Below are 18116 nucleotides of genomic sequence, written 5' to 3' on the forward strand. Positions count from 1 at the left end.
ATGGCGCTCAGTAATCACAAAGTGACTCTGAGTAACGCTAACGGGGGATTGATCAGCTCGACTGAGTCCGTGTCATGCACATACGGCATCTGACATGCCATTGGTAAAGAAATGCCAGCTCAACCACACTTTCGCGTGGTTTGGATCACCTTCGCCGACTATAGCAGGGGTCACCTACTACCTTCCATAGGCATGCGGCGAGCTTCTCCGGCCACGGATATCCCGGGGCGAACCCGTATCGCACTGTCGTTCGCCTGCTCGAAGTCGGCGGTGGGCTCAGCGTTTTCGGCGTGCTTCCGGGCTCTTACCCGGCACGGCTGTCAGCGTCCGGATACGACTCACCCGCCTGGCCGTCAGCGTCAGCCGGGCTGCACGACGATCCTCGTCTACACCCTGAACAACCGTTCGCCCCGGGGCCTCGGTGCCAGAGACAGCGGCTTCACCGCCCGTTTCCGTCAGCCCGACCGCTTGGCGGCGCGCCAGGTGGAGGCGCCGGGTGCGCTGCGGAAAAACACAGCCACGCTGCTTATCGGCCTTATCGGGCTCGGATGCCTGTTGTTCGCCTCATTCATGATCGCCTTCGCGCGCTGACCGCACGCGCCTTTCGTCAGCTACCTCTTCGACTTCTTCGCCTCGATCGGCATGGGCTCAGCGAACGCCTGCTCGGCCTGCTCCACCTGGCGACCGGCGGCTGGCTGACGTATCTGGCGTACGCGGTCTTCGTCGACTTCGCGGTCGGCCACGGCGTCGGAGGTCAGGGCCGCCGTTTCGGCGGGCGTCATCGTGCTCGTGTCGATCACCTGCGCCGTGCGGCTGAGCCAGGGCAGTGCCTCCCGGACCTCGCGAGGCAGGCGATCGACGAGCTGACCGGCGCGCTCGCGGGGACGTTCGTCCGCTGGCGATCAGGGGGCGTCGAGACTGCCGTCGGGACGGCGGACCCCCGCCGACCAGCGCTCGTGCAGAAACTTGGTGGGCGGGAAGGCCGCGGCGGCCTTCTCGTCGAGGTCCACGCCCCAGCCGGGTGCGTCGGACGGGTAGAGGTGGCCCTCGCGCACGACCGGGGTTCCAGGGAAGACCTCGTGCGTGGCGTCGTTGTAGGTGTGCGATTCCTGATATCCGAAGGCGGGAGTCGAGACATCGACAGCCAGGTTCGCGGCGACGCCGATCGGCGAGATGTCGCCGGGGGAGTGGAAAGCGGTGCGCACGGCGAGCAGTTCGGCGAGGGCGACCAGCTTGCGGGTGGGGGTCAGGCCGCCGACCGAGGAGGTGTGCAGCCGCAGCAGATCCACGCCGCCGTCACGGATGAGGCGGACGGCGTCGGGCAGTGAGCCCAGCTGTTCGCCGATGGCGATGGGCACCGGCGAGGCCGCACGGACTTCGGGCAGCCGATCGTAGTATTCGGGCGCGATGACATCCTCGAGGAACGAGAGCTGATACGGCTCGAGAGCGCGGGCGAGCACCACGGCCTGTTTGGGTGTCAGCCTGCTGTGCACGTCGTGCATGAGGTTCACACCGAGCCCGAGGCGTTCCCGCGCCGCCGCGAACAGCGCGGGCGTGGTGCGCAGATATCGCTCGGGGTCCCAGCCGTCGGGGTGCGGGGAGCGAGGGTAGCCGCCGAGGGTGCCTGGTGCTCCATAGGTACCGATCCCCGGACCGCCGACCTGGAGGCGCACGCTTCGGTACCCCTCGCCGATGAACTGCTCCGCCCGGGCGAGCGTTTCGTCGATCGTCGCCCCGGCCGCGTGCGTGTAGACCTCGACTCCGGCCCTGCTGCGCCCGCCCAGTAGCTCGTAGACCGGCATCCCGGCCCGCTTGCCGGCGATGTCCCACAAGGCTTGATCGATCCCTGACAGGGCATTGTTCAGTACCGGGCCGTTGCGCCAGTACGCCGAGTAGTGGATCAGCCTTGTGATGTCCTCGATGTCGGCCGGGTGGCGGCCGACGACCAGCGGCCCCACGTGCTCGTCCACCGCCGCTGCCACGGCCGCGTACCTCTGGGTAAAGGTCGCGCAGCCGAGACCGTAGAGCCCTAGCTCGGACGTCTCCACCCGCACCACGACCAGCGGCGTGCCCTCCGGTGCTGTCACGAACGTACGGACGTTGGTGACGCGCAGCTTGTCACGGCTCGGCCACGGGGGCATGGCTTGGGGGAGGGCGCCGGTCGCGTTCAGCAGGCGGTTCGGATCGTGGCCGTCGCCGTTCGTCGCCACGGTCCTGCTGCCTTGGGCCGCCACGTCGGCGGACGCCGCCCCAGCATTTGGCATGTCAAACCTCCCGCGCGTTCGTCGGCGTCGGCCCCGTCACCGGGCCTGCCTCTCCTTCTGCTCGGCCCGAGTCGCGACCTGCCGCCCGACCACGCGCAGGTGGCCGACCGACGACTGGCGTGTCTGAACGCTGATCGGCAGCACCACCAACTCCGGCTCGGATGCGCCGGGCTCGGTGATCCGCCGGTGCAGCAGCCGCATCGCCCGGCGCCCCATCTCCCGGGACGGCAGCGAGATCGCGGCCGCCGTCAGGGGGAGCACGTCGAAGGGTCCTGCGTCGTCCATTCCGGCCAGGTCGATGTCGCCGGGGATCTCCAGGCCGAGCGCGACCAGGTCCTCGGCGGCCGTCGCCAGTACGTAGCCGTTGGCGCACAACAGCACGGTCGGCGGGTGCGGCCCGCGCAGCAGCTCGGCGAGCAGGGCGCGGCGCGCCTCATGGGACTGGACGCTGTACGGGCGCAGCACCATCAGGTCCGGACGCGCCGCGATGCCGTGCTCTCGCAGCGCCTGGATATGCCCGGCGAGCCGGTCGCGCACGCTGGTCACGTCGATCTCGTCCCACAGCGTCGCGATGATCCGGTGTCCGGCGCCGATCAGCGCGGTGGTCAGGTCCCGGCCGGCCGCGAAGTTGTCCGCGATGACTGCGTCAGTGGCCAGGTCGGGTCGGTAGCGGTCGACCATGACCAGCGGCACCCCGCGTCGGCGCGCTTCGGCGTAGGGGGCGAGCACCCCGGAACCCTCCGTCGGGTACACGATCACGCCGTCCACGCCGTGGTCCAGCGCCCGCGTGAGCGCTTGCTCCTCCCGCGCCGGGTCGCCCTCGCAGTGATTGAGGAAGAGCCGGTAGCCCAGCTGCGCGCACACCTCCTCGATCCCGGCGAGGAGCCGTCCGACATGCGGCCCCTGATACTGCAGCACGCAGGCGATGGTCCCGTCGGCATCGCGGGCGGTCTGCTCGGGCGGCCGCTCGGCGACGAAGGTGCCCTGGCCGCGCTTGCGCACCACGTGCCCCTCGGCGGCCAGGTCGTTCAGCGCCCGCACGGCGGTGGCGTGGCTGACGTTGAAGCGCTCGCAGATCTCCCGCTGGGTGACGAACGGCCGTCCGGGGGCGTACTCGCCGGCCGCGATGGCGGCCAGCAGGTCCCGCTTGACCTGCTGGTAGAGCGGAACCTTCGGCGCGCCGGGCTCCACCGACATGGACGGAAATCCTTCCTCGACTCGGTGCGCTGGGCACGGTCTCGGGGCAAGAGATGAGCCAACTTAACATGACAAGCTTGCGCTGAGGGGTCAAACATCCGCCGCGAGCAAAGAGTCTTTGCTCTATTGACATGTTAAACGCTCCGCTCCTATGTTCACAGCGCCGGACTGCCGGGGGAGACGGGCCGGCCGACCGAGCGTGATCAAGGTGCTGTCAAGGGAGGACGGCGTGGGCATAGCGCGGCGCAAAGGGCTGAACCTGTGCGCGTTCGCCGCCGCGGTGGCGCTGGCGGCCGGGACCACCGCGTGCGGCGGAAGCGGCGGCGGGTCGGGGAGCGACAAGACTCTGACGATGTGGACGTTCAAGCAGACCCATGTCAAGGCTCTGGAGGAGGCCGCGGCCGCCTTCAAGGCGAAGACCGGGATCACCGTGAACATCACGGCCTTCACCCCGGACGCGACCTTCACCAGCAAGGTCCAGAGCGCGGCGGCCACCCACACCGTCGCCGACGTGATCGAGGACCACGCGGGCGGCGAGGACTTCGTCTTCGGCGGAGCCGGCATCCTCACCGACCTCTCCTCCAGCGTGGACGCCGCGTGGAAGGCCCGCTTCCTCAACGGCACCGCGGACACCGGCCTGGTGACAGACAACGTGTATCAGGCTTCGCTCAAGCCGAAGGCCACCGACCCCGGGGTGAAGAAGGGCCAGCTGTTCAGCGTCCCGTTCACCGCGGGCACCTTCGGCATCATCTACGCCAACAAGACAGAACTCCGGGCCGCCGGGATCGACCCGACCACGCCCCCGAAGACCTGGGAAGGCCTGATCTCCTGGATCAAGGCCACGCACGACAAGGACCCGCAGGCCGGCGGCATCACGCTGGGCCTGAACGTCTCCTCCACCGGGCTGGACTGGGCGCTCGAACCGCTCGCCTACGCCTACCTCGGCAAGAGCGCGTACCAGGCGCTCTTCGGCAAGGACGCCTCGGTCGCTTGGGGCAGCCCGAACGGCCAGAAGGCGCTCGAGCTCTACAACGATCTGACTCCGTACTGGACGCCGGGCAGCCAGACCCTCGGCATCGACGACGCGGACCGCGCGTTCGCCCAGGGCAAATCGGCCTTCGACATCGGCGGCACGTTCACCATGGCCGCGATCCAGCAGGACGGCATGAGCCCGGGCAACATCGTGGCCTTCGGCATCCCGGCACCCGGCGACGGAGCCGTCAGCGAGCTGAAACTCGCCCCGATCGCGCTGACCGGGCTGTCGATCTCGTCGCAGTCCAAGAACCAGTCCGCCGACCTGCAGTGGATCGACTTCCTGACCACTCAAGCCCAGGCCGGCGCGTTCGCCCAGGCCTCATACGACCTGCCGGCCACCGACCTGGGCGCGAACTCGGCCACGCTGGTCGGGCCGAATCTCAGCTCCCTGGAGGCCGTCTTCGGCACCGGCGACACCGCCTACAACCCCGGCGACACCACCTTCATGGGCCCGACCTGGGACATCACACAGGCGGGCGACCTCGTCGTGCAGATGTCCCCGCTCAAACAGCAGAGCCCTGCGTCCACCAACGCGAAGCTCGGCGCGTTCACAGCCAACACCTGGAAGTGACGCTGTGCTGCATGTGGCTGTGCTGTATCTGACTGCGCTGCATGTGACTGCGCTGCACCTGCCTGTGTTGGACGTGGCGCGGTGACGTCGGCCACCGTCACCGCTCCCGCCCCGCAGGACAAGCCGGAATCGTCCGCCGCTGCCGCCTCAGGGCGTCGGCGGCGGAGGACGCGGGAGGCGCTGACCGGATACGCGTTCGTCCTGCCGGCCGTCGCCCTGTTCGCTGTCATGGGTCTGTACACCGTCGGCTACGGCCTCGCGCTCAGCTTCGCCCGGTGGAACGGGTTCACCCCGAACTGGACCTGGGTCGGTGTCGGCAACTACCTCGACCTGCTCTACCGCGACCCGATCCTGGCCCCCGAGACCCGCGACGACGCCGTGCGCACCCTCGTGGTGATGGTCGCGGTGCCGGCGCTGACGATCCTCGGCGGCTTCCCGCTCGCGGTCGCCCTGCACCGCATCAGGTTCCTGCGCTCGATGTTCCGCACGGTGTTCTTCCTGCCGAACGTGACCGCGGGCATCGCGGTGTTCTACGCCTGGACCTACGTCCTGCAGCCGAGCGGATCGCTCAACTACATCCTGCGGCACCTCGGGCTCGGATCCCTCGCCCAGCCGCAGGGATTCCTGGGCAACCCGGCCACCGCGCTGCCGACGCTGATCGTGGTGATGGCCTGGAGTGCGATCCCGGTCGCGATGATCCTCTATCTGACCGGGATCCAGGCGATCGACCCGTCACTGCTCGACGCGGCGCGCACCGACGGCGCGGGCGAACTGCGCACGATGACCGCGGTCGTCTGGCCGCTGCTGCGCCCGATCACCGCCGCCGTGATCCTGCTGAACATGCGCGACGCGCTGCAGGGCTTCCAGATCTTCCTGATCATGACGAACGGCGGCCCCGGCGGACACACCGAGGTGCTCGGACTCGAGGCCTACAACCTGGCCTTCTTCGACGGCCTCAAGCCCACGCTCGGGCTGTCCAGCGCCCTGGGCTGGATGCTGTTCGTGGTGGCGCTGCTGCTCGCGGGCGTCAACATCAGGATGCTGCGGAGCCGCACGTGACCGCCTCGACCTCGACCCTCGCCGGTACGGCCGCGACGCTGGGGGACCGCACCGTGCGCCGTGCTCCGCTTGTGCGCAGTGCCCCCGGCCGGACCGCCCGCACCATCACCTACCTCATGCTGGCCGTCTACGCGGTGATCAGCCTTTATCCGTTCGCGCTGATGGTCTCCGGCGCGCTCAAGGACGACAAGGAGATCCTGCTCGACGGACACCTGATCCCGCACCATCCGACGCTCTCGACACTCGGCCGCACCTGGAGCGAGCTGGACTTCCTTCGGTACTTCGGCAACAGCTTGGAGGTCACCGGGTTCACCACGCTCGGCGTCGTGGCGATCTACTCGCTGGCCGGCTACGCGTTCGCCGTGCTGCGTTTCCCCGGCCGCAGAGCGCTGTACGGGCTCTTCATCTCGCTGCTGTTCGTCCCCGGCATCACGGTCCTGCTGCCAGTGGTCATCCTTCAGCAGAAGCTCGGCATCCTCGGCACGCACCTGGGCATCATCCTGCCCTTCATCAACGGCACCGCTCCGCTGTCGATCCTCCTGCTCACCAACGCCTTCCGCAGCGTGCCGACGGAACTGCGCGAGTCGGCACGCTGCGACGGCGCCGGGGAACTGCGCACCTTCCGGTCGATCTACCTGCCCGCGTGCCGCCCGGCCCTCGTCGCCGTCAGCCTGCTGACGGCGATCCCGACGTGGAACGAGTACGTGCTCACCCGGGTCTCGCTGAACGATCCGAGCACGTACACGCTGCCGATCGCGTTGCAGAACCTGAATTCGACCGTCTCGCCGCAGCAGAACGTGCTCATGGCGGCATCGCTGATCATCGTGATCCCGGTGGTGATCCTTTTCGTGCTACTCCAACGCTACTTCGTCAACGGCCTGCAGGGCGCGGTGAAGGGATGAGGGCGTGAAGGTACTGGTCACCGGCGCGGGCGGGGTGCTCGGGCGCGAGGTGGTGGCGCGACTGGCCGCCGACGGCCACGCGGTGCGCGCGCACGACCGCGTCACCCTGCCGCGGCAGGCCGCGGACCTGGCCAGCGAGGTCGTCGTCGGCGACCTGCGCGACGGCGGCGCGCTGGAGGAAGCGCTCACGGGCGTCGACGCCGTCGTCCACGCCGCGGCCTATCCCTCGCCGAACGCGGCGTCCGAGGCGGACGTGTTCGCCAACAACGTCGAAGCCTCCTACCAGGTGCTCGGCGCCGCGGGGTTGGCCGGGATCGGGCGCGTCGTCAACATCTCGAGCCTTTCCGCGGTGGGCCTGGCCTGGTCCCAGCACGATTCATCGCCGCTCAGCGTGCCGCTCACCGAGGAGCATCCTTACATCGGCGATGATGTCTACGGCCTGTCGAAGTACGTCGGCGAGCAGATCGCGGCGACCGCGAGCAGGCGCTGGCGGATGACGGTGGTGAGCCTGCGCTTCCCTTTTCTTGGAACCGGCCAGCGGCTGCGCACTCACCTGTCGTTCATCCACGCGGACCCCGGCCGGGACCGCGGGTCGCTGTGGGGCTGGCTTGACTCGCGCGACGCGGCGCGGGCCGTCGAGGCCTCGCTGACGTGCGAGCTGTCCGGCCACGTCCTGCTCAACGTCGCCGCCCCGGATACGACGTCGCTGGTACCGACCGCGGAGCTGCTGCGCCGGTACCACCCCAGCACCCGGATCGACATGCCGCTGGACGGTTTCGCGACTCCGATCTCGACCCGCCGCAGCACCGAGTTGCTCGGCTTCACCCCGATCCACACGTGGCGCAGCCCGGAGGCGAGCGATGACGGACGCTGACTTTGTCGCGGATGCGGACATTGACACTCTTCCCGACACCGAAGGCGCTGAATTGGCCATCCCGCGCGGCAAGACCGCGCTCGTGGTGCGCGGTGGCTGGGAAGGCCACAGCCCCGTCGCCGCGAGCGACCGCTACGCCGCCGAACTCGAGAAGCTCGGCTACCAGGTCACCACGTCGCAGGCCCTGGACAGCTACCTCGACGCCGCAGCGCTCGCCCGAACGGACCTGATCGTGCAGTGCTGGACCCAGGGCACGATCACCAACGAGCAGCTGGCCGGGCTTTGGGCCGCCGTGCGCGCGGGCACCGGACTCGCCGGGTGGCATGGCGGGATCGTGGACTCGTTCCGTACCGCGCCCCGCTACCAGCTGATCACCGGCGGCCAGTTCGTCCACCATCCGCGTGAGTTCGTCGAGTACACGGTCCGCCCCGCGCCCGGGCGGGAAGCGCATCCCATCGTCGCCGGCCTGACCGCATACCGCGCGCACACCGAGCAGTACTACGTCCACGTCGACCCCACCGTCGACGTGCTCGCCGTCACGGACTTCGTGGAGGACCCCGAGATGCCGGAAGCCGTGGGCAAGGTGATGCCGGTGGTCTGGACCCGTGAGTGGGGCGCCGGTCGTGTCTTTGTCACCACCCTTGGGCACAAGCTGGACGACCTGGAAGTGCCGCAAACCCACGAGACAATAATGCGGGGGCTGATATGGGCGACGCGCTGAGGGTGGGCCTGGTCGGTGCGGGTCAGATCAGCGGCGCCTATCTGAGTACCCTGCCGCGACTCCCAGGCGTCGTGCTGACGAAGGTCGCCGACCTCGACTCAGATCGGGCCGTGGCCGCCGCCGCACGAGTCCCGGAGGCCGTGGCGGTCACTCCAGATGAGCTGTTCGCCGCCGACGACGTGGACCTGGTCCTCAATCTGACGGTTCCGAAGGCCCATGCACAGGTCGCACTTGCCGCGATCGCCGAGGGCAAGCACGTGTATGGCGAGAAACCGCTCGCCGCCGACACCGGCCAGGCCAAGGCTCTGCTGAACGCGGCCGGTCAGGCGGGCGTGCGCATCGGGTGCGCGCCGGACACAGTGCTGGGCACTGGGATCCAGACCGCGCGGGCCGCTCTCGATGCGGGCGAGATCGGCCGCCCCGTCGCCGCGACCGCCTTCATGACGACGCCGGGACACGAGCGTTGGCACCCGGCACCGGAGTTCTACTACCGGTCCGGCGGCGGCCCGCTGCTGGATATGGGCCCTTACTACTTGACCGCGCTCGTCACCCTGCTGGGTCCGGTGCGCCGGGTCGTCGGCATGTCCGCGGCGCCGCAGAAGACACGCGTGATCGGCAGCGGAGCGCGTGCGGGAACCCGCTTCCCCGTGGAGGTGGACACCCACGTGACCGGCGTCTTCGAACACGCCGACGGTGTTCTCTGTACCTTGATGATGAGCTTCGACGTCTGGCAGGCGAATCTGCCCCGCATCGAGGTCTACGGCACCCACGGCAGCCTCTCCGTCCCCGACCCGAACGGGTTCGACGGCACGGTGGCGATCTCGCACCCGGGCCGCGACGGATGGACCGAGCTGCCCAAGTACGGCGGATACGCAGACGCGGCCCGCGGCTTCGGCCTGGCGGACATGGCGCGGGCGATCGCCGACGGCACCGCCCACCGCGCAAACGGCGAACTCGCCTACCACGTGCTCGACGTGATGGAATCCCTGCTGGTCTCGGCGCAAGTCGGTTTAGCCGTGGACGTCGCAAGCACCTGCGCCCGGCCAGCCCCCGTACCGCTGGGTGCCCGGCCTGACGAAGCCTAAGCCGTCGCCCCCAGGCGGAGCCCACGCCTAGAATGAAATAAGGCCCCTGCTGCCGCGCTACCCGGCCGCGACTTCGACTTGGGCACCGGCATCGCCGAGCGAGTCCGGCATGATGTGTCCCGGAGCGGTCTTTGGGGCTACGCGTCTCCGGCGAGGATGCGCTCCTGAAGATCGCGTAGCTCAGGCCCCGGCTCGATGCCCAGCTGGCCGACCAGCACCTGGCGCGCGTCGTGATAGGCCGCCAACGCCTCGGCCCGGCGGCCGGTGCCGGCCAGAGCCAGCATCAGCTGGGCGTGGAAGCGTTCGCGCAGGGGGTGCTCGCCGACGAGGGCGCGGAGTTCCGGGACCAGCTGGTCGTGGCGCTGCATCTGCAGGTTGGCCTCGATGAGCCATTCGAGTACTTGTATCCGCTCTTGTTCGAGACGTGGAATCCATGCGTCCCGCAGTCCTTCGCTGCGCACGTCCACCAGCGGCGTGCCGCGCCATAGGGCCAGCGCCTCGGATGCGGTTCTCGCGGCGTCCGGCCAGGCTTGGTTGCGGATCGCGGCGCCGCAGTTGTGGCGCAGCGCCTGGAACTCGAGCACGTCGAGCTCCGATGACGCGATCTTGATCAAGTAGCCCGGATCACGCACGGTGATGCGGGTCCCGGCATCGGGCTCCAGCGTGCGGCGCAGGCGCAGCACGTGGCCGCGAAGCGTCGTCGGCGCACCCGGTGGGGGTGCGCCGTCCCATACCGCGTCGGCCAACGCGTCGAGCGAGACCGGTTCGTTGGCGCGCAGCAGGAGCGCGGCCAGCAACGCTCGAAGACGCGCGCCGCCGACGGCCACCTGTTTGCCCGCGTCGCGCACGAAAACCAGCGGACCCAAAAGTGCAAACCGCATGTTTCACCCCGTATCGGACCATCCCCGAACCTGTCGAAGAGCTCGATGACAGGTGGCCCTGGACCGATGCTACGCGATCGCACGGGAATAGAACGCGAATCGAACGCCGGTGCCGCAGAGTTCTGACGCGGTCCCCGGGGATGCGAGCGGCGGTCGTCGCTCGATCGTCGGGGTCGCCGCAGGAACTCAGGCAAGCACGGAACAGGAAGGCATTCCTCATGAAGCTGGGCCGTATCGCGGCGCCGATGGCCGCACTGGTCACCGCCGCCGCCGGGTCTCTCGCCGTCATCCCCGCCGCTTCCGCCGACAGCGTCTCGGCAGCGCAGCCCACCGCGCAGCACGCGGTCGCGCATGTCGGAAACCTGACCGCGCCCGCGGTCACTCCGGCCGTCAAGGCCAAGCTCGCCGCCGGCAGGAGCATCTGTTACGCCGCGCACGTGCAGAACATCGGCTGGCAGAGCTGGGTGTGTGACGGCCAGATCGCCGGCACCACCGGTCAGAGCCTGCGCATGGAGGCGCTCGCCATCATCACCTCCGGCACCGGCGGCATCTGCGCACAAGCGCACGTGCAGAACATCGGCTGGATGGGCGTGGACTGCGAGCCCGACGGTTCCGAAGCCCTCGTCGGCACCACCGGTGAGAGCCTGCGCATGGAGGCGCTGTTCCTGGCGCCCAACACGTCCCCGGGTTCGATCTGCGCGGACGCGCACGTGCAGAACATCGGCTGGCAGGGAGTGGTCTGCAACGACGGCGCCTGGGGCGGGCTCGAAGTCGGCACCACCGGTCAGAGCCTGCGTATGGAAGCCATCACCATCACCGTCTGATCCGCTGAGCGTCGCGTCTGGCGTCACCGCGCCGGGTCGCAATGTGCGGATCTCATAAAGTGGCTTGCGCGTTCTCGATCTTCTGAGAACGCGCAAGCCACTTTGCTGCGGCACACGCTGGATCTCGCGGGTGCGAGACCTGAGACACCGGCCCGAACGGCACCGACGGCCGACGCCAACCGCTCACTGCGATCGGCGCCGGCCCGTCGTGCTGTCCGCATGATGAATCCTGCCGTCTTCACAAACGCGGCTAGAGGAACCACCGCCCTCGGTGCTGCGTGCACGTTGCACGCTCGTTGCCGCCTATGTCTGCGATCTCAACTACTATCGCTGCTCGGGCAAACTCGACGGCGGACCCGCCTCGCCGTTGCACACTCGCGGGGGTCAGCGATGATCGACGACAACGGGGGATTCGGGGTCCGGTTGCGCGCGTTGCGCTTGGCGGCCGGGATCTCGCAGCAGGAACTCGCGGAGCGCTCGGGGCTGAGCATCCGCGCCATCAGCAATCTGGAACGGGGACGCACACGCTGGCCGTACCGCCATTCGCTCAAGCGACTGGCGGATTCGCTCGGCCTCGCCGGTGCGGAACGGGAGGCGTTCATCGCCGCCGGCCGCCGGCCTGTCGCCGTGGCTGACACACCGGGCGACGACCCTCCCCCTGACGCTGGTGCTGACGCGATCGAGCAGCCACAACAGAGTTCGAACCCGCCGCTGCGGATGCGGCCCGTCGTGCCTTGCCACCTGCCCGCACCCGTGCCCGGCTTTGTCGGCCGCGAGGACACGATGGCGGAGCTCACACACCTCCTGCCGCCGCGGGGCTCGGTGCCAGTCGCGGCGATCAGCGGCACCGCGGGCGTGGGTAAGACGGCGCTGGCCGTGCGCTGGGCGTGGCAGTCAGCCGAGTCGTTTCCGGACGGTCAGCTGTATGTGAACCTGCGCGGATACGACTCCGGCCCGCCGCGGTCCGCGAGCGATGCGCTGGCTTGGCTGCTTCGCGCGCTCGGCATGGACGCGAACCGCATCCCGGCCGACGAGGACGAGCGCGCCGCCGTGTATCGCAGCACCCTGGCTTCCCGCCGGGTTCTCCTGCTGCTCGACAACGCGCGCGACGCCGCACAGGTTCGCCCCCTGCTTCCCGGAACGCCGGGCAGCGCAGTCCTGGTCACCAGCCGGGACGCCCTCGCCGGGCTCATCGCCCGGGACGGCGCGGAGCGGATCGAGCTCGAGCTGCTGCCGGAAGACGACGCCCAGAACCTCCTGCACAACCTGATCGGCACACGCGCGCAGGCGGAACCGGTCGCGATCAGCGCTCTCATCTCGCAGTGCTGCCAGCTTCCGCTCGCGTTGCGCGTCGCGGCCGAACTCGCCGCCTCGCGTCCGGGCGCCGTGCTCGGCGAGCTGGTCGCCGAACTGGCCGATCTGCGCGGCCGCCTCGACGTCCTGTCGGCGGGCGGCGACTCGGGCACTGCGGTGCGTGCGGTGTTGTCCTGGTCGTATCAGCAGCTGACGCCCGCGGACCGGCGTGCCCTGCGTCTGTTGTCGCTGCACCCGGGAGCCGACTTCGAGCTCTACGCCGCGGCCGCGCTCACCGGCGCGGATCTGCAGACGGCACACCGGACGCTCGAACGTCTGGCTCGGGCCTACCTCGTCCACCCCCATGGTCCGAAGCGCTTCGAGTTGCACGACCTGCTGCGTGGATTCGCGCGCGAGCTGACCGAGACGGAGGACGAACCGGGCGTCAGGCGGGGAGCTCTGGCCGCCCTGTTCGAGTACTACCTGCACACCTCCTCGGCGGCCATGAACGTGCTGTTCCCCGCCGAGGCGGGGCGCCGCCCCCGGCTTGGCGCCCCGCCGGCACGCGTCACACCGATCGAGGGCATTGATGCGGCCCGCGGATGGCTCGACGCGGAGCGGGCGAATCTGACCGCGCTCGTCGCGTTCGGCGCCCAAGGAGAGTCCGGGACGAGCGGGTCCGCGCAGTACCCTCCGAACGCGGACCGCTATCTCGCCGCGCGCGCCATCGAACTGGCATCTACGGTCGATCGCTACCTCATCTTCGGGCAGCACAGGGCCGAGGCGAACTCCGTGCATATGAGCGCTCTGAAGGCAGCCCGACGCGAGGGCGACCGACGGGCCGAGGCTATGGCGCTCACGCACCTCGGCTACATCGAGAGGACCCTCGGCAGATACGGCTCATCGGTCGCGTATCAGCAGCAGGCTCTGGCGATCTTCACAGAGCTCGACGACAAGGTGGGCAAGGCGCGCGTGCTGCACCGGCTGTCGCTGGTCGAGCGGCTCACGGGCAAACTCGACGCGGCGCAAGCACACGCACTGGAGGTGATCGACCTCTGCCGACAGGTCGGCGAGCGGCTCGGCGAGGCACGCGCGTCGCATGCGCTCGGTGCGGTGAACATAGAGCGCGGCCGCTATTCGCAAGCCGCCGGATACCTGCACCGCACGCTCGAACTCCTGGACGCGGCGAAGGACCGCTCAAGCCGCTCGGTGACCGTGAAAGAGCTCGGAGTCATCGAACTGCGCTACGGTCGCCTCGATGCCGCCGCCGAGCTGTTCGCGCAGGCACAGGCGCTGTGTCGGGAGGCGGCGAACGTCAGCGGCGAGGCGGAGGTCATCTCCCAGCAGGGACTGACGGAGACGCTGGCGGGCAGGCCAGAGGAAGGCGCTGTCCTGTACAAGCGCGCGGTCTCCATGAATCGCGAAGTCGAGGACTTGGACGGGGAAGGATGGGCGCTGGCCCGCGCAGTACAGACAGAGCTCAGCGTCGGCCGGGCGCAGAGCGCGGCGGACCTGGCCGAGCAGGCGCTTCAGATCACGAACATCCTCGGTGCGGACTCGCTACGGGCATACGCCCTCAACATGCTGGGCGTGGCTCTCACCGTCGGCGGTCATCCCGACCGCGCCCCCGCGCGTCACCTCGCCGCACTCGATCTCGCCGAGTCGATGGGCGCCGAGCACGAGCGGGCGAACGCGCACCACGGCCTCGCGCAAGCACACGCAGCGCTCGGTCACGACCAAACGGCCCTCGACCACGCCCGCGCCGCGTACGCCTGGTACGCGCAGGCCGGAGTGCCGGAAGCCGCGCAGATCTGGGCCCGATTCCCCGCACTCGCACGGCCTGATCCGGCAGGGCGGCGACCCGGCGGCGAAGGCACGTGCCGCATGGCATTGGCCTGAGTTGCGGCCGCAGCTACGGCCTCGGCTGCGAAAACGCTGAGGGGCGAGTCCTCCCCTCCGGGTGGACTCGCCCCACTCCTCTTTCCGCATGGCCGGGTCGGCGAGGCACAGGAACGTGCATGCCTACCAGTCAGAGGCGGGAGCGGCGACTGTCTGAGCCGTCCCCATGAAGAACCTCGAGCAGTTGCCGTAGTGGCTGGCGTCCCACGGCGAGGCGCAGATCGCCTGCGCGGTGGTGGACGGGGAGTCCGACGCCCTCAGGTCACTGACGACCCCCGGGTAGAGGCCGTTGTTGAGCGTGTCGACGACGTACTGCGCCGCCGCGAACAGGTTCGGGCAGGTCCCCAGCACCCCACCGCACCCGTATCCGTTGTTCAGCGGGTTGTTGTCGTGGAACCAGTCGGTGGGCGGTTCCTCGGAGGTGGTCCACTCGGTGAGGACCTTGACGTTGTTGGCGCTGACCGGCCAGCCGCCGTCGTGCAGGACCCACGTCGCCCAGTCGTAGTTCGTGGCCTCGTACAGGCCGAAGTCCCACGTCGGGCAGCCGGAGGCGGTGTCGAGGTTCAGCGTGATGGTCCCGCCGTTCGACGCGGCACCCGACATACACGAGGCGTCGGCGCCGTGCTGGTCCTGGTTGCTCCAGTACAGGTTGATCAGGTAACCGCCGTGGTCGACGAAGATCGTGCCGTTGGATCCCCCGTTACCGCTCGACGTGTTGTTGCACGTGCCGAGCACCGGGTTAGCGCTTGAATCCGTGGCGACACACTTGCCGTTGGGCAGATAGACGAGCTGGACGATCGGGAAGCCCGCATAGCGCGCGTCGAACGTCGTGTTCGCGAAGGGACACGTGCTGGTCACCTTCCCGCCGCAGCGCCCGTCGACGGGCTGTGCCACGAAGGTCTCGTTGCCGACGCCGCCCTGGTACATCTTCACGGCCTGATTGCTGCCGTTCCAGTCGTTGAGGCAGTAGCCGCCGTTCGACGTCTGACAGAACTGCGCCACCAGAGGTCCTCCGGCGGCGAGGGCCGGCGCGGCGCCGAGGCCCAGGACCACCGCGAGCGCACCGATGATCGCCGCAATGCCCGCGAAGGCGGGTCTGGCCCGGCGCAGCCGATACCGGATGGCTTTCATATCTCTCCCTCATTCCGCACAGTGCATTCGTGGTCTGACGCGCTGTGACCGGAGGGATGTTCTCATCGTGCGCCCGCGCGAGGACAGGAAGAGTCACCGGCACTCTTCCCGGCACACCTTCCTTCCCTGCTCAGGCAGGTGAAACCAGCTACACCAGCGTATATCGGCATGGAGAGAATGCCGGTCGGAGTTCCTGTCCCGGCGCGACACAGGCTCCGTACTCTCTGCCCTGCGCGACCCGCGAAGACGTCGCGGGCGCTCGATCTCGAGCGGAGGTGTGCGCATGTGGTTTACAAACACAGGCTCGTCGCGCTGACGGCGGTGGTCGGCCTGGCCTGCGCTGTCGGTGTGTCGGCCGGGAGCACGCCGCACTCGCTGGCCAGCAGCAGATCTGCAGCACGGCATGGGGCATGGACCGGAGATGTCCCGCCGGCTGGCTCGTGACCAGTAGTGAATCGCCGAATGTCAGCAACCGAGCTCAGTCATGTCTAGAGGAGGAGAACGAGAAGTGTCAGCAGTCCTGCAGCGCTTGCGCCGGGTCCGTCCCGTCACGGCGATTCTGCTTGTGGCGGGCGGGCTCAGCATAGGAGTCGCTGCTGCCCCGGCGAACGCCGCAAGCTCCCTCGGTACGGCGAACTTCTGCCAGACCTCCAGCGGCAACTTCTGCCTCAACGACTGGAACGGCAGCAACCAGGCCGTGAAGATGTACCAGGGTGGCGTCGGCAACGAGGACTTCGTGGCGGAGAACGTACCCGGGCGCTGCGGCGGCGGGAAGGTCACCAGCAACTGCCCCTTCGCCAACACGACCTTCGATTCGCGCTATGAGGGCTACCCGATCGTCCAGCTCGTCTACGAACCCGACGGCCGGTGCCTCGGCACGCAATCGGCCACGAACTCGAGCGCGTACCTCGGCGGGTGCAACAGCACCTCGAGCGGGGATGGCGGAGCCGACGGCACGATCTTCGTCGACCACGACGGATACCTGATCAACCTGTTCTGGACCAACAAGGGCCAGTTCGGCGACAACGCCGCGTGTATGTCAGGCGGCGCGTCGAACGGCGGGGCCATCACCCTCGACCTCGAGACGGCATCAGGCTGCCCCCGATGGGCCATCGGCGCGTCGTCGGTCGTCTCCTACGCTCAGGCCATTGAGAACGGCGATCCCGAGGTCGGCTGGCGGGGCGGCGACGTGCCGTACATCTGGGGCGGCGGCCACGAGTCGACCCCCGGCCCGTCGGTCACCGACTCCAACGGCGCGCCTGGCGTGGGGCTCGACTGCTCCGGCTTCTCCCGCTGGGTCTACGCCCTGGCCTACGGCAGCGACGTCCTCGGCTCCGGCAGCACCGTCAATCAGGACGAGGAGATGACGCGGGTCAGTTCACCGGTCCCCGGCAACCTCGTCTTCTTCGGTGGCAGCCTGAGCACCTCCGTCCACGTCGGCGTTTACATCGGCAACAACCAGATGATCGACGAGCCTGCCCCCGGCGACGTCGTCCGGACCGACACCATCTCAAGCGCCTTCGGCAACATCCTCGGGTACTTCAAGCTCTAGTAGGTCCCGACTCCTGTAAAGGGTCTGGGCGGCTTGCGCGGGGCGGCGGATGGGCGAACCATCCGCCGCCCCGCACGCTTGCGCTGCGATGTTCGCGCAAATCGGGCCGCACTACGCTCTCAAGCCTCATCGCTCACAGTGCTGACATACGGCCCATCGCCGACGCGGCGTTCGTCGAGTTCCGCGATCACCCGGCCGACAGCCTCGAAGTCGCGGTCGTCGTGGAGAACGATCAGTCCTCGGTCTACAGCCGTGGCCGCTACGAGCAGGTCCACCACGCCCGCTCCGCGATGCTGGCTGAGCGCCGTCAGCCGTTCCTGGGCCGCGTCGATCCACGGCCACGGGTCCTTGCTGACCGGAGCGGGGGTGAACGCGGCGTCCAGCAGTTCTCGCATCTGGCGGCGTTCGGCTGGGCTGCGTGCGCTGCGCAGTACCTCAACGCGAGTGGCCTCGCACAGGCACACCGTGCCTTCGGTGATCTCTTGTCCCCATGCGGCCCAGGACTCGGGTTCTCGGCGAAAGCGCCAGTAGGCGCTCGCGTCGAGCAGGTAAGTCCCGATCATGCGTCGGTGTCGTGCCCACTCCGCGGGGCGGGGTCCTTGCGTTCGAGCCAGGTCCGGTAGCCGGACTCCGCGTCGCCGAGCTGCATGAGCCGTTCAAAGGCGCGCAGGCGGGTGCGCCGCTCGGCGACCTCGCGCAGCGCCTGGTTGACGGTGTCCTTCTTGGTGGTGGTGCCCAGTTCGGCCATCGCCCCGGCGAGGGCCTCGTCGTCGAGGTCGATCGGTGTCACCGTCATCGGTCCACCCCTTCCCGAACGCCATATACATA

Annotated in this window: 17 protein-coding genes; 10 read left to right on the top strand and 7 right to left on the bottom strand. The window is 68.9% G+C overall.

The features are described from left to right. Positions 1–192: 192 nt before the first annotated feature. Entirely contained in the window at positions 193–591 is a 399-nt protein-coding gene (locus VGZ32_RS23615) for a hypothetical protein (RefSeq protein ID WP_326888361.1), read from the top strand. Positions 592–611: 20 nt separating this feature from the next. Here the strand turns inward: VGZ32_RS23615 and VGZ32_RS23620 are convergent, their stop codons facing one another. The 3 genes from VGZ32_RS23620 to VGZ32_RS23630 form a co-directional block, all read right to left on the bottom strand. After that, positions 612–800, bottom strand: coding sequence for a hypothetical protein (locus VGZ32_RS23620; RefSeq protein WP_326888362.1), 189 nt, complete (start codon positions 798–800; stop codon positions 612–614). A 102-nt stretch (positions 801–902) separates the two neighbouring features. Continuing rightward, on the bottom strand, positions 903–2141 hold the full coding sequence (locus tag VGZ32_RS23625) for an enolase C-terminal domain-like protein (RefSeq protein WP_349263724.1): 1239 nt from the start codon (positions 2139–2141) through the stop codon (positions 903–905). Positions 2142–2300: 159 nt separating this feature from the next. After that, positions 2301–3461: a GntR family transcriptional regulator gene (locus tag VGZ32_RS23630; RefSeq protein WP_326888364.1), complete on the bottom strand. Its 1161-nt coding sequence runs from the start codon at positions 3459–3461 to the stop codon at positions 2301–2303. A 229-nt stretch (positions 3462–3690) separates the two neighbouring features. Here VGZ32_RS23630 and VGZ32_RS23635 point away from each other — a divergent pair, with 229 nt between their 5' ends. The 6 genes from VGZ32_RS23635 to VGZ32_RS23660 all read left to right on the top strand — a co-directional run bounded on the left by VGZ32_RS23635 (position 3691) and on the right by VGZ32_RS23660 (position 9708). After that, positions 3691–5067, top strand: coding sequence for a hypothetical protein (locus VGZ32_RS23635; RefSeq protein ID WP_326888365.1), 1377 nt, complete (start codon positions 3691–3693; stop codon positions 5065–5067). A gap of 81 nt (positions 5068–5148) precedes the next feature. Further along, positions 5149–6126, top strand: a complete 978-nt coding sequence (locus VGZ32_RS23640; RefSeq protein ID WP_326888366.1) for a sugar ABC transporter permease — start codon at positions 5149–5151, stop codon at positions 6124–6126. Further along, on the top strand, positions 6123–7028 hold the full coding sequence (locus VGZ32_RS23645; RefSeq protein WP_326888367.1) for a carbohydrate ABC transporter permease: 906 nt from the start codon (positions 6123–6125) through the stop codon (positions 7026–7028). The genes VGZ32_RS23640 and VGZ32_RS23645 overlap by 4 nt, the downstream gene beginning before the upstream one ends. Before the next feature lie 4 nt (positions 7029–7032). Continuing rightward, positions 7033–7902, top strand: coding sequence for an NAD(P)-dependent oxidoreductase (locus VGZ32_RS23650; protein ID WP_326888368.1), 870 nt, complete (start codon positions 7033–7035; stop codon positions 7900–7902). After that, positions 7889–8623: a ThuA domain-containing protein gene (locus VGZ32_RS23655; protein WP_326888369.1), complete on the top strand. Its 735-nt coding sequence runs from the start codon at positions 7889–7891 to the stop codon at positions 8621–8623. The genes VGZ32_RS23650 and VGZ32_RS23655 overlap by 14 nt, the downstream gene beginning before the upstream one ends. Further along, the gene (locus tag VGZ32_RS23660; protein ID WP_326888370.1) at positions 8608–9708 is read left to right on the top strand and encodes a Gfo/Idh/MocA family oxidoreductase; all 1101 of its coding nucleotides are present in this window, start codon (positions 8608–8610) and stop codon (positions 9706–9708) included. The genes VGZ32_RS23655 and VGZ32_RS23660 overlap by 16 nt, the downstream gene beginning before the upstream one ends. 137 nt (positions 9709–9845) lie before the next feature. Here VGZ32_RS23660 and VGZ32_RS23665 read toward each other — a convergent pair whose 3' ends face one another. Further along, the gene (locus VGZ32_RS23665; RefSeq protein WP_326888371.1) at positions 9846–10589 is read right to left on the bottom strand and encodes an AfsR/SARP family transcriptional regulator; all 744 of its coding nucleotides are present in this window, start codon (positions 10587–10589) and stop codon (positions 9846–9848) included. 218 nt (positions 10590–10807) lie between these two features. On the opposite strand from VGZ32_RS23665, the gene VGZ32_RS23670 reads away from it, so the two are divergent. Next, a complete protein-coding gene (locus VGZ32_RS23670; protein WP_326888372.1) occupies positions 10808–11413 on the top strand; it encodes a hypothetical protein in 606 nt (201 codons plus the stop codon). 390 nt (positions 11414–11803) lie between these two features. Beyond that, complete coding sequence (locus VGZ32_RS23675) at positions 11804–14605, top strand: ATP-binding protein (RefSeq protein ID WP_326888373.1); 2802 nt, start codon at positions 11804–11806, stop codon at positions 14603–14605. A gap of 123 nt (positions 14606–14728) precedes the next feature. Here VGZ32_RS23675 and VGZ32_RS23680 read toward each other — a convergent pair whose 3' ends face one another. After that, entirely contained in the window at positions 14729–15736 is a 1008-nt protein-coding gene (locus tag VGZ32_RS23680; protein ID WP_326888374.1) for a hypothetical protein, read from the bottom strand. A 508-nt stretch (positions 15737–16244) separates the two neighbouring features. On the opposite strand from VGZ32_RS23680, the gene VGZ32_RS23685 reads away from it, so the two are divergent. Then, positions 16245–17288, top strand: a complete 1044-nt coding sequence (locus tag VGZ32_RS23685; RefSeq protein ID WP_326888375.1) for a C40 family peptidase — start codon at positions 16245–16247, stop codon at positions 17286–17288. Between the two features lie 119 nt (positions 17289–17407). Here the strand turns inward: VGZ32_RS23685 and VGZ32_RS23690 are convergent, their stop codons facing one another. Together VGZ32_RS23690 and VGZ32_RS23695 are read right to left on the bottom strand one after the other, a co-directional pair. Beyond that, positions 17408–17851 carry a PIN domain-containing protein gene (locus VGZ32_RS23690; RefSeq protein WP_326888376.1) on the bottom strand — a complete coding sequence of 148 codons (444 nt, stop codon included), beginning with the start codon at positions 17849–17851 and terminating at the stop codon, positions 17408–17410. Then, positions 17848–18084 carry a type II toxin-antitoxin system VapB family antitoxin gene (locus VGZ32_RS23695; RefSeq protein ID WP_326888377.1) on the bottom strand — a complete coding sequence of 79 codons (237 nt, stop codon included), beginning with the start codon at positions 18082–18084 and terminating at the stop codon, positions 17848–17850. Before VGZ32_RS23695 ends, VGZ32_RS23690 begins: the two co-directional genes overlap by 4 nt. Positions 18085–18116: the final 32 nt, after the last annotated feature.

Origin of the sequence: Actinocrinis sp. (assembly GCF_035938995.1) — a bacterium.
Lineage (GTDB): Bacteria > Actinomycetota > Actinomycetes > Streptomycetales > Catenulisporaceae > DASZGI01.

Bases quoted from the DNA above. Each gene is read 5' to 3' on its own strand.
- VGZ32_RS23615 (WP_326888361.1), top strand. From the start codon at position 193: ATGCGGCGAGCTTCTCCGGCCACGGATATCCCGGGGCGAACCCGTATC.
- VGZ32_RS23625 (WP_349263724.1), bottom strand. From the start codon at position 2,141: ATGCCCCCGTGGCCGAGCCGTGACAAGCTGCGCGTCACCAACGTCCGT.
- VGZ32_RS23630 (WP_326888364.1), bottom strand. From the start codon at position 3,461: ATGTCGGTGGAGCCCGGCGCGCCGAAGGTTCCGCTCTACCAGCAGGTC.
- VGZ32_RS23655 (WP_326888369.1), top strand. From the start codon at position 7,889: ATGACGGACGCTGACTTTGTCGCGGATGCGGACATTGACACTCTTCCC.
- VGZ32_RS23660 (WP_326888370.1), top strand. From the start codon at position 8,608: ATGGGCGACGCGCTGAGGGTGGGCCTGGTCGGTGCGGGTCAGATCAGC.
- VGZ32_RS23665 (WP_326888371.1), bottom strand. From the start codon at position 10,589: ATGCGGTTTGCACTTTTGGGTCCGCTGGTTTTCGTGCGCGACGCGGGC.
- VGZ32_RS23670 (WP_326888372.1), top strand. From the start codon at position 10,808: ATGAAGCTGGGCCGTATCGCGGCGCCGATGGCCGCACTGGTCACCGCC.
- VGZ32_RS23675 (WP_326888373.1), top strand. From the start codon at position 11,804: ATGATCGACGACAACGGGGGATTCGGGGTCCGGTTGCGCGCGTTGCGC.
- VGZ32_RS23680 (WP_326888374.1), bottom strand. From the start codon at position 15,736: ATGAAAGCCATCCGGTATCGGCTGCGCCGGGCCAGACCCGCCTTCGCG.
- VGZ32_RS23690 (WP_326888376.1), bottom strand. From the start codon at position 17,851: ATGATCGGGACTTACCTGCTCGACGCGAGCGCCTACTGGCGCTTTCGC.
- VGZ32_RS23695 (WP_326888377.1), bottom strand. From the start codon at position 18,084: ATGACGGTGACACCGATCGACCTCGACGACGAGGCCCTCGCCGGGGCG.